The sequence below is a fragment of the Vibrio sp. Y10_XG_PY6 genome (genome assembly GCF_024181795.1).
In the GTDB taxonomy this organism is placed as follows: domain Bacteria; phylum Pseudomonadota; class Gammaproteobacteria; order Enterobacterales; family Vibrionaceae; genus Vibrio; species Vibrio diabolicus.
In genome coordinates this window covers 1,598,097-1,611,170 of the sequence record NZ_JAMZAQ010000001.1, presented here as the reverse complement: position 1 = coordinate 1,611,170, position 13,074 = coordinate 1,598,097, and the positions used below count along the sequence as shown (strand labels likewise).

Here is a 13,074-nt window from a genome sequence, read left to right as displayed (position 1 = left end):
ATGCAACAGATGAACAGTATCGTAATGCAGGATGGTAGTGTCCACCTGAAGCAAGTCGAAATACCCCAGCCCGCAGCAGGACAAGTGTTGGTTCGCAGCCTTGCTTGTGGGATTTGTGGCTCCGACCTTCACATTACTCGACACGCGGATGAGGTGTTTGATGTATTCCACCAACTCGGGTTGATGCCTGATGAAGTAGGTGAGCACGCTCAAGTGATGTTGGGACATGAATTCTGTGCGGAAATTGCCGAATACGGTGCCGATACGCAGCAAACGTTGCCCGTTGGTAGCCGAGTCACGTCTGTGCCGATGTTGCTCAGCCAAAATGGCGCGGGCGTTGGTGTTACTCCGGGTACTTATGGCGCTTACTCTGAGTACTTCCTGCTTGATGAAGCGTTATTGCTACCTGTCCCAGACGGAATGCCGTCTGAGGCGGCGGCATTGACCGAACCACTGGCGGTCGGTTTGCACGCGGTCAATCGCAGTGAAATCGAAACGGAAGAAACAGCGCTGGTTGTCGGTTGTGGCTCTATAGGGCTGGCGGTGATCGCAGCGCTCAAACAACGCGGCGTGAGTAACATTCTTGCGGTTGATCTTCAGGAAGAGAAGCTGCAACTTGCCAGCGAGTTTGGCGCAGATCGGTTGATCAACCCGAACAAGGAGGACGAGATCGCAGTCGGGGCACAGTATGCAATGAATTCACGTTTGGTCATTTATGAGTGTGTTGGCAAACATACTTTGATTGATGATTTCATGCGCCGTGCTCCTGCCCGATCTCGAATCGTTGTATCAGGCATTCATACGGCTCCAGCAACCATTAACTACGCGTACGCGACGGTAAAAGAGCTCGATTTGAGATTCTCTTACTACTACCAACCGCAAGAGTTTGAGCAATGCCTTCAAGCGATTGCCGAACACAAGTTGCCTTGGCAGAAAATGCTTACCGCCAAAGTGGGAATCGATGGTGTGGAAGATGCGTTTAGACAGTTAATGACGCCAAATGATCACATCAAAGTCGTTATCGAACCTTGGCGCAGCGGCGCGTTAGAAGTGATTTAACTCTTAGCCAGCTTAAGCCAGCCAAAACTAATTTTAGTTTGGTGACAGCCCCAACCGTAGCAGCTAGGTTGGGGCTTTTTTTGTTAGGCCTGTTCTGCGCATTCCTGTTGCAGAGCAGGGTAATCGGTGTAGCCTCGTTCGTTTCCGCCAAACAACGTTGAGCCATCGAGTTCTGCCAACGGATGGTGATGTTGCAAGCGAGAGACTAAGTCTGGGTTTGCTACGAATGGTCGTCCGAATGCGACAAGATCCGCGTAGCCTTTCTCTAACACTTCGTTTGCTCGCTGAGGATTGTAGCGACCTGCGACAATGATAGCGTTGCGAAAGCGCTTTCTAAGTTCGATTCGAAACGTCTCGGGAATCGTTGGTGCATCGGCCCAATCGGCCTCGGACAAGTGCAAGTAGGCAATGTCGCGCTCCTGTAGCTGTTTTGATGCCTCTAAGATCGTTGGCACGATATCTGGGCAGTCCATATCTTTAAACGTAATGAATGGTGCCAATCTCACTCCAACTCGATGCGCACCAACAGCGGCGATAACTGCATCCACTACTTCGATAAGAAAACGGATACGATTTTCTCGTGAACCGCCGTAGTTGTCTGTTCGATGGTTTGAATTGGTTCTTAAGAACTGGTCTATCAGATACCCATTCCCGCCGTGGATTTCTACACCATCAAAACCCGATTCAATGGCGCGTTTGGCTGCGTTCGCGAAATCACCGACAACTCGGTTGATATCCGCTTGTGTCATGGCGCGTGGCTCAACACAATCGACCATATTGCCGTTGCCTTGTTCATCTGCAATCCAAACTTGCGTCTCTACCGGAGCGAGCGCAGATGGTGCGATAGGCTGTTCACCATTTTGGAATGTTGGGTGAGACACTCTGCCCACATGCCATAGCTGACAAAACATCGCTGCGCCTTGTAATTTGACCGCTTGGGTCACACCTTGCCAGCCCGCCACTTGCGCATCGGTGTAAACGCCAGGTGTGAACGAATAGCCTTGAGAATCGTCCGAAATTTGTGTGGCTTCGGAAATGATCAGCCCGGCAGAAGCGCGCTGTTGATAATACGTTGCCATCATCTCATTCGGGATGTTGCCCGGCTGAGTGGTGCGTGCGCGAGTCATTGGTGCCATGACAATGCGGTTTTGTAGTGACAACGCTTTCAGTTGAGCTGGTTCAAACAGCTTATTTGTTCTTTGTTTCATGATGCGCTCCTTAGATAAGTACTGGCACGTTGGTCGCTTTACGAGCGGTTGCCATCCAGTGAAGTACGGCTGGATCCCATTGCACTTCGGGCGCACTGAAAAAGCCGCGTAGAATGGAAAACATAATGGCTTGATCAACCAGTGACGTTTGCTTTTCTGAACTTAGGTTGAGCAAGGGTTTGGTTTGTTCTATCAAAGCGGCGACTTCTTTCGCAATCGCAGGTGTATCGTTAATCAAAGCTTCAAAATTTAACGCTTCGGTTTCTTTTTTTGCACGCCATGCTTGTTTAGCGGTTTCTGTTGCAAATTCCGGTAACGTCATGTTTGACCAACGCGGATACCCGACTTTTTGTAGCGGTAAAAACGCTTGTTTTTGCCAGTCTAAAACCGGTGCTGAGGGTTGGCTGCTTTCATTGGAAGATGCCAATTCAAGGAAGTAGTTGATGATGTCTAAGCTTTCCGCCATGGCTTCACCATCGTCTTTGATCAAAAGAGGAACTTGTTTTGCGCCGATGATGTTTGTGGTGGTGCTCTCGTCGTCATACGTGATGTTGATGACGTCGAGCTGAATATTCAGCATGCCTGCAACAAAACGGACGCGGGCGCTGAAGGGGCAATGTTCATAAATGTACAGTTTCATTTTTTGTTTCCTATCTCTTGGCTGGGCAGGGCGTGTTGTTGTGCGTTGAACACAGTGACGCCGAATACAGCTTTACGGCGTTTAACTTTTCCCTGTCACATAACGTTCTGGGTCTAAACAATGTCGATAGGGTCAGTATATGGATTCGACTTAATTTGATAATTGGGTAATATCTGAATTGATTATTCAGTTTTTCCAAATAATAAGGGTGCGAAGATGGATAAGTTTTCGGATATGACGTTGTTTGTCAGCATCGTTAAACATCAAGGTCTGGCGGCGGCGGGAAGGGAGTTAGGTTTATCTCCGGCGACGGTAACGGCAAGGTTGCAAGCGATAGAAGAACGCTATGGCGTAAAGCTGCTCAACCGAAGCACACGCCATGTATCACTCACGGACGCAGGGGCAATGTACCATCAAGCTTGTCTGAACATCATTGATAGCGTGAAAGAGACGGAAAACTTACTGCAAACGGGTATTTCGCAAGTGCGCGGAACGTTGAAAATTTCAGCTCCACGAGATATTGGCAAACAAATTATTTCGCCGATGGTGTCGGCTTTTTCTGAGCAATATCCGGATGTGACGCCTTATCTTTATCTTAATGACAATTTGTCGAACTTGGCTGAATCGGGGCTCGATTTAGTGATTCGTTACGGCGAGTTAGCGGACAGCAATCTCATTTCGCGCAAGCTGGCGTCGAGTCAACGTGTGCTGTGCGCGTCACCTGATTATTTGTCGAAGCAAGGTATCCCAAACTGCCCACAAGATCTCGCGGATCATCGCTGCTTAGCGATGGTGCGCAGCAATGAAGAATTAAAAACGTGGCACTTTAAAGATGAAGAGTCTCACCAAACGATCACGGTCACGCCAAAGCGCTTTTCTGATGATGGTGAAGTAATTCGACAATGGGCGTTGGACGGTGCGGGGATTGCGTTGAAATCGATTTTAGATATTCAGCAAGACCTAAAACAACAACGTTTAGTAACGGTTTTGGATGGGTATATGAAAAACTTCAGCGCCTTTTCGCAAGGCGCTGAAGCGGATTTGCATGTCATTTATCAAAGCCGCCAATATCAACCGAAAAGAGTTCGCCTGTTTTTGGACTTTCTAGTTGAGCAATTTAGCGCGCTGAGTGATACCAGCAATCAGATCTAGATGCGATTCCGAGGTTTCTCGGCGGTGGCGATAAATCCCGACGGTGCCAGGGTTTGGTTCGTTTTCCATGGTTAAGCATCGTAAGCCAAAGGATTCCAAATACGGTTGCAGATGGCGGGTATAAGACATCACCGCGACGCTTTCTTTCAGTACATCAATGCTGGCGAGCAGAGAATCCACTTCGTAAGTCGGTCGGTCATCCAGTTGCTGCCTTTCGCGTTCATTTTGTTTTGGGATTGGGTTATCGATGACGTGAGCGAATTTCTTTGCGTCATAAGTGACCGAAAGAGCGGGGTATTCGTGCAGCATTTCTTCGGTGACGGTTTTCCCTAGAAGTGGGTGGTTTGGGGAAACAAAATAGGCATCAACCGTTTGAAATAGCGGAATAAACGTAACATCGCATTTAGACGACAAGCCGACAATCTCGTGGCCGATGAAGAATTCAATCTGTTCGTTGATTAATGAATCCATCAAGCCTAAGTGATTGCCAAGTTCGACGTGCGTAGATGCCGATGGCTGCTTGGTCAGATGGTCATTGAGTGCTTGTTTGACGAACAGCGGCCACCACGCATCGCCAGTACCCATTTTAATTTTTCCGACTTGGTACTGTTTCCGTTCATCAATGCTTTGCATCATTTGGTTGTATTCATGCTGCATCGCGTTGCTATGGCGATAGAGGATGCGTCCGTATTCGGTCAACACCATGCCATTAGGATGACGTTCAAACAGCGTCACGCCGAGATTCTCTTCCAGCTTCTTTAAATTGCTTGTTACCGTTGGCTGGCTTAACCCTGCCATTCTTGCCGCAGCGCTGATGCTTTGGCAGCGTGCAACCAGTAAAAATTGCTGCAGAGATTTGTCCATTTTCTTTCCCCTCTAAGAACGAGGGGTATTTTGCACAATTTCATTTATAAATCACAAATCTGTAATCTCATTTGATTGAAATTATGCGCATTTCATAGATCTACATCACTGTTGGGGTTTGACGTATAGATGTTATCTATAGCTCGCTCCTGACTTCCTATTTTCCCCTCAAAAGGGTGTTCTTTAGACTGTCGCCAAAACAACAATCTAAGGGATGAACATGAAACCGAGTTTTATTGCGCTTGCTGTCGCGTCTTGTATTGGTCTTGCTGGGTGTGGGTCAGATTCCTCTGATGCGCCTGTGCCGGTCGACAAACCAATTATTTCAGCCGACTTGTATTTACGTGGTTTAAATGGGGATTGGGGCACGGCAGAGCACGCCAAGCTAAACTATTTGGGTAATAACGAGTACGAAACCGTACTGCGCGTCGCTCGAGGTAGCAATCAGTTCAAGATTGCTGATCCGGGTTGGCAGATCCAATACACCTATTTTGAGGAGCCCGCGGCGTTCGATAAAGCTCAGGAGTACCTGCCAAAACCAGACACGAATGAAGCGTGTATGAATGATGATTGTAACTCTGAGATCACGTTTGAAGACAAAGGGTATTACAAGTTTTCTGTGAGCTTTGCCAATGAAAGTCGCGCGACAATGACTGTGACGAAAGCAACGCAAGAAGAAGCGGAAAAATACTACTCTGATGCGATTCTCGACCCTGCAATGGTGCATGAAGGACATCAGAGCAAAGAAGTGAAACTGTTCGCCAATTACGATGACTCGAGTGATACCGTGATTTTCTCGGTGAAAGATCCTAAAGCTGAGCTGCGTGAATTTGGTATTTCAACGACGACAGAATTGCGTGATGCGCTCGACCAAGGCTTAGTGATTAATGAGCAAACAGGGCCGCGAGTGGTGTCGGGTGATGTCGCGTTTGACGCGTTGTTTGCGTTGACGATGAAAGAGCTAGACCAGCTTGCCGTTTCTGAAATCAAAGACGGCAATTACAACTACAACAACCCAATCAAAGCGGAAGTTTTTGAGACGGGCGCGAAGTGGCATTACGTATGGACGCGTGATTTGGCGTACGCAGCAGACCTTTCGCTTGCATTGATGAATCCAACTCGCGTGCAAAATGGTTTGAATTTCAAATTGTCCGCTTTCCGCGATACGACCGATCAGCAATACGATGGCGAGCAGATTGTGCAAGACACGGGCACTGGCGGTAGCTGGCCAATCAGTACCGACCGCACGACTTGGGCGCTTGGTGCAGAACGCTTACTTTCGGCATTGGATGGAGAAGAGTACAACCAGTTTGCTGAGCGCGCATATAAAGCTATCAGTAATACACTTGAAGCCGATCGCCTGGCGGCTTTTGATGCGAAATCTGGTTTATACACTGGTGAGCAATCATTCCTCGATTGGCGTGAGCAAACGTATTCAACGTGGACGCCAAACGATGTCAATGCGATTGGTAGCAGCAAAGCGTTATCGACAAACGTGGTTCACTACCGCGCGATTCAGCTCGCGGCTAAGTTGGCAGAGAAGTACGATTCAACCAACGCGGTCAAATACACCGATTGGGCTGAGCAGTTAAAAAACGCTATCAACGAGCAGTTTTGGAATGCCGAACGCGGTATGTACGTAAGCTATTTGTTTGACAATGGCAAAGACATCGCGGTCGACAAATACGACATGTTGGGCGAAGCGCTTGCGATCATCAGTGGTGTGGCAAGTGATGCGCAGGCGAAACAAATCATGGCCAATTACCCACACAGTGAGTTTGGCGTGCCGGTTTACTTCCCTCAACAACCGGACGTGCCTGTGTACCATAACCGCGCAATTTGGCCATTTGTTACCGCGTACAGCTTGCGCGCCGCGCATCAAACACAAAACGTGGCAGCGGCGAACAATGCCATTCAATCGTTGGTTCGTGGTACAGCGACCAATTTATCCAACATGGAAAACTTAGAGTGGCTTTCTGGTAAGTCATTCATCATCCATAGTGATCATGGTGAAGATCCAAGCTTGGATGGCCCAGTGATTAACTCTCAGCGTCAGCTTTGGTCTGTGGGTGGCTACTTGAACATGGTGGTAGAGACCCTATTTGGCATCCATACCGAAACAGGTAAGTTGGAAGTGAAGCCATTTATCACAAGTTGGGTGCGCAATAACTTGTTGGCTCAGTCTGAACAAATCACGTTGGAAAACTTTGCCTTCAAAGGAAAGAACTACTCGGTAACGATTGACTTGCCTGAAGTAAGCAAAGATGAAACAGGCTACTACCCAGTTGAAAATGTCACGATGGACGAAGAGGGGCATTTCCACGTGACACTGGGCGCGCTTGTGAATGTAGATAGCAGCATTACTTTAGTTTCTGGTGTGAAACCGTATGTGAGTGAAGACAGCCGCGTTTATTCTCCGCAAGAGCCAAAACTGGTAGTAAAAAGCGTTGATAATTCGGTTTCGATTGACGTGACGAGCAAGTACAACGTGAACTTGTATCGCAATGGCGAGCTGATTCAAAAGAACGTGATTGCTCAATCTTATTCCGATACGCCAACAGGTTTTGCTTGTTATTTGGCTGAAAGCATTAACGATAAAGGCTTCCGTTCTAACCCAAGCCAACCAGTTTGTGTCGGTGAAGAGAGCCGCATCAAACTTGCTGGCGAATATCAGCCACTCAAAGACAATGTCTCAGTGGTTACGGTGAGCAAAGACAGTGGCATCGTAAAGGGTGCAGAGTCGTTTACAGCTCCTGTAACGGGCACTTACCAGTTCGATGCTTGGTACAACAATAACCTAGGGCAACTTAATACTGGCATTACGAACACCGTGAAATTGTTAGAGGTATTGGATGATGCAGGTAAAGTGGTTGGTCAAGGTTACTTGCAGATGGGCCATATTGGTGAAAACCAAGGTATGCGTTACTCAACGCCAATTGAAGTGGCGTTGGAGCAGGGGAAAACCTATCAGATCGCGCTGAAGGACCACTTCAATATGAGTTACCTCACATCGAATGAAACCTACATCTACGCTGGTGGTATTGAGGGTGAAAAGAACGAAGCTCAAATCGCAGATATTCGAATCACACCTTTAATGTAGGCTGTTTTAACAAAGCTGCGTTCTAAAAACTGTGTTCTAAGAAAAACAAAGCCGCTGAGATTATCAGCGGCTTTGTTGTATTTGCTATCGGAGGCCGTTTACAGGTTAGTTTGCAGTTTGCGGACGAGGCTTACGGCGCTGACCTGACGGTTTGTTTCCTGCAGGCCTAGCATTGTTTGGCTTGCGGTTACCTGACGGTTTACCAGCGTTGCCACTCTTACTACCGTTTGGTTTATTTCCATTCGGTTTATTGCCATTTGGCTTGTTGCCGTTAGGTTTGCGGTCATCTGGTTTACTGTTTGTACGACCTTGGCCTTCACGGTTGCCTTTAGGCTTGCCCGCACCACCTTGATTGGTGCTGTTTTTGTTGCCGTTGTTACCACCGTTGAAGCGACGTTTAGGTTTGTTTGCACCATTGCCTGCTTTCTTTTCGGTTGCTGGAGCGTTTTCACCCGCAGCATTTGGCGCTTTTGGTTTTTTCGGCTTCTTAGGTTTTTTCGGTTTGATTGGACGAGTATCCAGTTTGGATTCTGGCACTACATTGGTTGGCGCAAAACCTTCCAACTCTTTACGTGGTAGCACTTCTTTAATCAAACGTTCAATCGCAAACAACTCAGATGCTTCTAGCGCACATACAAGTGAAATCGCTTTACCTACTTCGCCCGCGCGGCCAGTACGACCAATACGGTGAACGTAGTCTTCTGCCACTTTAGGTAGCTCAAAGTTCACCACTTGTGGTAATTGAGGAATATCGATACCGCGCGCAGCAATGTCCGTCGCGACCAACACACGAATTTCACCCGATTTAAAATCCGCCAGTGCTTTGGTACGCGCGCCTTGGCTCTTGTTGCCGTGGATGGCAGCAGCAGGTAGATTTTGTTCGATCAGGAACTTCGCCAGACGGTTTGCGCCGTGTTTCGTTTTCGTAAACACCAGCACTTGCTTCCAATCGCCGTCTTTGATCAATTTAACCAACATCGGTGCTTTCTTCTTCACGTCTGCTGGGTAGATGCTTTGCTCAACCGTTCTCGCCGTCGAGTTTGCCGGGTTAACGGAAATCTCAACCGGGTTGTTCACCAAGCCTTTCGCAAGGTCGCGGATTTCATCCGAGAAAGTCGCCGAGAACAGTAGGTTCTGACGTTGTTTTGGTAGTAGTGCTAGGATCTTACGAATGTCACGGATAAAGCCCATATCCAGCATGCGGTCTGCTTCGTCCAGTACTAGCACTTCCAGTTGGTCGAACTTCACTGCATTTTGGTTGTACAAATCCATCAGGCGGCCTGGTGTCGCAACCAACACATCCGCACCTTTGCGAAGACGCAGCATTTGCGGGTTGATCTTCACACCACCAAAAACAACCGCACTGCTTAGTGGAAGATGACGGCCGTACATAAACACGTTTTCTTGCACCTGAGCCGCAAGTTCACGCGTTGGCGTCAGGATAAGTGCACGAACTTGGTTAGCACGAACGCGAGGGCCATTCGATAAACGCTTAAGAATCGGTAGCGTAAAGCCTGCAGTTTTACCTGTACCAGTCTGCGCTGCTGCCATTACGTCTTTCCCTTCCAAAATAGCAGGAATTGCTTTTGCCTGAATTGGCGAAGGGGTGTCGTAGCCTTTTTCTTGAATAGCTTTAAGGATTGGAGCAGATAGACCTAAAGAGGTAAAACCCATATGTATGATTCTCAATTGTAGAGTTAGATAACAACGCGCCGAAAACAAATCGGTACGAAAAGTGCGACATTCTGAGGCTTTTACGCGCTGGCTTCAACTAATTCTGTTATGGATAAATATTTGAACTGGATCTCATTTCTTTTTTGAACAAAAAAGAGCATAGAAAAGTGACGTAGATTCATTCTGTAGTTTGAATGTGTTACGTGTTCTTTCGGAAAAAACAGCGAGACAAATGGTGATTATTAATCACTCAAACGGCTTAAAGATACTTGTTTGATAAATAATCAGAATGATTGAATGTTATTCAGTGTTTTGCCACTCAATTTTAATGGAAATTAGTTAGTAAAGTATTACCAAGTCTCAGATTTGACACATAACGGTATGGTTAAATGCTGAGCAGAAAGGAATCGACTGATATAAAACAATGAGCTTGATGTGAATGCAAGGATCTCATTCAGCATCAAATCGCACTATTATCCCAGCTTGCTAACAAAAGGTTGTACTATGCGCTTTGCTATCCGATTTCTCTACTCACGGCCTCCTTCACACTTTATTCAGAGATCTTTCTGCTTTTACTGCCTGAGTTAAAGCTCTCTAAATATTTGTTCTATTGTTGTATTTAACGGTGGCAAGGCTTGTCTACCTAGAGTGCTTTGTTACTGCAAGTTCTATATTTCTGATGTTATGAATTAATTTTGTGGTTGTGAGAACTAATAAAATGTCGTCAATAAATAACAATTTCTACTGGGTTGGTGAACAGCCTGTCAGTGAGTTAGCTGAAGATATGGTTTTGGTTAATCATATTGATGAGGTGGCAACGGGACTCGGTGGCATGGTGTGTATTGCTTATCAAGATCCACACCAAATAGATACTGCTCTGAAAGCGTTTTATCAGGAGAAAGGGCGTTGGTCTTGGGCGGTTTATGTCTCCGTGGAAACCCCTTATTCTCGATGCGTTACCGACGGTGTCTTTGAAGCTAGAGAATCAATAAAAATTTGGCGATCCATTCAGAGCAAGCTCGATGCCATTGATGAACCGGAAGTGTTAGATCCTTTGATTGGTTGGCTTGGGGTCAATCGTCAGCGAAGAGTGACTGCTTTAAAAAGTTTAGAGTCTATGTCGGTTTATTCGTACCCAATCATAGATATGTTGTTTCCTGATATTTATTCGACTTATCGATACGTGCTCTCAGAGCAAGGTCGCGGAGTATTAGAAGCGGAAGTGCTGATCGATAGAATTCGTGTTTGTTCTCATTGCAACAGCGGACACTTGAATTATGTAGAGGTGTGCCCGGATTGCAGCAGCATCGATATCGACTCTCAAAGCTCTTTGCACTGTTTCACTTGTGGCCATGTTGGTGAACAACACAGCTTTCAGCGCCGTGGAAAGCTCGAGTGCCCCAAATGTTTGACTCAGCTGCGCCATATCGGCGTTGATTATGATCGCCCGCTTGAAAACCACGTTTGTAATAGTTGCTCCAGTTTATTTGTTGAAGCGGCGACGATCAGTCAATGTTTAAGTTGTGACTCAAAGATCAAAGTCGAAGAGCTTGTTGTCCGGAAAATTTACCAATATCGACTTGGTGAAGTGGGTGAATACATTTTCCAACACGGCAAGTCCATTCAAGCTCCTGAGCTCTCGATCAAAGGCAAAGTGGAAGTCAGCTTTTTCCAAAATTTGCTTGCATGGTTAAATAAAGTCGCGCTGAGACACAAAGAACAGCACCTTCTACTTGGACTGCATTTACCGACGATCGATGAATACGGTAAGCAATATGGCGATGCAAAATTGTTCTCATTGATGGATCAACTGACGCGTCGTCTTAGCGGCTTGTTTAGAGATACCGATATCTGTTGTCAGTACAAACAGGATGTGTTGCTTGTCCTAATGCCAAATACGACCAACGCGAGCCTGTCCATTTTACAGCAAAAATTATCGGATCTGGGTGAGCTTGTTGAAGACGAAGAGTTTGAGTTGGATGTCTTTGCTTGGGACCTGCCCGATCCGATCATCGAAGACGGTGTTTCTGTTTGGATGGAATCGCTGATGGGTGAGATTTATGCTGCAAGATAGTCTCGTTCTGCTCGACTATCTTCGAGGCATGCTACTTCACAATGAAGAGTTATGGCTATTGCTGTTTCCCGTCATGATCATTATCGAGCTACCTCTATATTTGCTGGTGCTAACAGGGATATTTCGTTGGTCATATGCGCAAGAAGATCCAGAATTAAAACAGTTCCCTTCAGTGAGTTTCGTTATTACTTGTTATGGTGAAGGTGACGCGATTGGGATCACTATCGATACGTTAGTTGAGCAAGTTTACCCAGGTCATATTGAAGTACTTGCTGTGGTTGATGGGGCGGTACAAAACCAAGATACCTATCAAGCCGCGTTAAATGGTGAGAAAAGGCATGCAGGCGTTCGTAATCGTAAAGTGCGCGTGTTGCCAAAATGGCAACGAGGAGGCCGAGTATCAACACTGAATGCCGGCTTATCAATGGCTAGTGGTGAAATCGTCATTAACGTGGATGGAGATACGTCATTCGATAACGACATGGTCTTCACCATGATGAAACAGTTTGCGGATAAAAATGTGATTGCGAGCGGCGGTGCATTAAGAGTTCGCAACCATAACGCCAACTTGTTGACCAAAATGCAATCCTTGGAGTACATGCTGTCGATGCAAGCCGGTAAAACGGGGATGGCGACATGGGGAGTGCTCAATAACATTTCTGGCGCCTTCGGAGCGTTTCGGAAGAACCTGCTTAAGCAAGTGGGGGGCTGGGATACGCATACTGCAGAAGATCTCGACTTAACCATGCGCTTGAAGCAATACAAACGTCGTTACCCTGATAATAAATTGGCTTTTTCGACGCACTCCATCGGCCATACTGATGTGCCAGATACGTTGAAAGGTTTGGTATTGCAGCGGCTGCGTTGGGATGGCGATTTATTGTTTTTGTTTTTGCGTAAACACAATGAAGGGTTGTCTCCACGGCTACTTGGTTGGGGGAACTTTTTATTCACTTTGGCTTATGGCGTGATTCAAAACGTTTTATTGCCGCTGCTTGTGGTGATATTTAGCGTGTACATGGTGATTGTCTATCCACTTAAATTTGTATTGGCGTTGATGCTAATGCTCTATTTTGTCTACCTCTTCTTATCTGCTCTGATTTTTGTTGTCTACATTGGGCTTGTATCAGAGAGAAAGAAAGAGGATTTGAAGTCAGCGAAATGGTTATTTCTTTACCCTGTCTACCAGTTTTTCATGCGTTTGATTACCGCTTTCTCAATGGTTAATGAAGTTGTGAGGAGAAGTCATGAAGAGTCGAGTATGGCACCTTGGTGGGTATTGAAGCGAGGTAAAAAGTTTTAG

The 13,074-nt window shown here is 46.6% G+C and carries 9 protein-coding genes; 5 read left to right on the top strand and 4 right to left on the bottom strand.

Annotation, left to right across the window (positions count from 1 at the left end):
- Nucleotides 1–1,059, top strand: coding sequence for a zinc-binding dehydrogenase (locus tag NL644_RS06930; protein WP_253658219.1), 1,059 nt, complete (start codon nt 1–3; stop codon nt 1,057–1,059).
- 83 nt (nt 1,060–1,142) lie between these two features.
- On the opposite strand, the gene NL644_RS06925 is transcribed toward NL644_RS06930, so the two are convergent.
- Together NL644_RS06925 and grxB are read right to left on the bottom strand one after the other, a co-directional pair.
- On the bottom strand, nt 1,143–2,267 hold the full coding sequence (locus NL644_RS06925; protein WP_005387029.1) for an alkene reductase: 1,125 nt from the start codon (nt 2,265–2,267) through the stop codon (nt 1,143–1,145).
- 10 nt (nt 2,268–2,277) lie between these two features.
- The gene (grxB, locus tag NL644_RS06920) at nt 2,278–2,907 is read right to left on the bottom strand and encodes a glutaredoxin 2 (RefSeq protein ID WP_114323411.1); all 630 of its coding nucleotides are present in this window, start codon (nt 2,905–2,907) and stop codon (nt 2,278–2,280) included.
- A gap of 216 nt (nt 2,908–3,123) precedes the next feature.
- On the opposite strand from grxB, the gene NL644_RS06915 reads away from it, so the two are divergent.
- Nucleotides 3,124–4,059, top strand: a complete 936-nt coding sequence (locus NL644_RS06915) for a LysR family transcriptional regulator (RefSeq protein WP_150917013.1) — start codon at nt 3,124–3,126, stop codon at nt 4,057–4,059.
- On the opposite strand, the gene NL644_RS06910 is transcribed toward NL644_RS06915, so the two are convergent.
- A complete protein-coding gene (locus NL644_RS06910; protein WP_253658218.1) occupies nt 4,012–4,923 on the bottom strand; it encodes a LysR family transcriptional regulator in 912 nt (303 codons plus the stop codon). The two genes, NL644_RS06915 and NL644_RS06910, sit on opposite strands and share 48 nt — an antisense overlap.
- A 220-nt stretch (nt 4,924–5,143) precedes the next feature.
- Between NL644_RS06910 and NL644_RS06905 the strand changes: the two genes are divergently transcribed.
- On the top strand, nt 5,144–8,023 hold the full coding sequence (locus NL644_RS06905) for an amylo-alpha-1,6-glucosidase (protein WP_253658217.1): 2,880 nt from the start codon (nt 5,144–5,146) through the stop codon (nt 8,021–8,023).
- A gap of 105 nt (nt 8,024–8,128) precedes the next feature.
- Here the strand turns inward: NL644_RS06905 and NL644_RS06900 are convergent, their stop codons facing one another.
- Nucleotides 8,129–9,697, bottom strand: coding sequence for a DEAD/DEAH box helicase (locus NL644_RS06900; protein ID WP_253658216.1), 1,569 nt, complete (start codon nt 9,695–9,697; stop codon nt 8,129–8,131).
- Between the two features lie 718 nt (nt 9,698–10,415).
- Here NL644_RS06900 and NL644_RS06895 point away from each other — a divergent pair.
- Together NL644_RS06895 and NL644_RS06890 are read left to right on the top strand one after the other, a co-directional pair.
- Nucleotides 10,416–11,771 carry a diguanylate cyclase gene (locus tag NL644_RS06895; protein ID WP_253658215.1) on the top strand — a complete coding sequence of 452 codons (1,356 nt, stop codon included), beginning with the start codon at nt 10,416–10,418 and terminating at the stop codon, nt 11,769–11,771.
- Complete coding sequence (locus NL644_RS06890; RefSeq protein WP_172605941.1) at nt 11,758–13,074, top strand: glycosyltransferase; 1,317 nt, start codon at nt 11,758–11,760, stop codon at nt 13,072–13,074. The genes NL644_RS06895 and NL644_RS06890 overlap by 14 nt, the downstream gene beginning before the upstream one ends.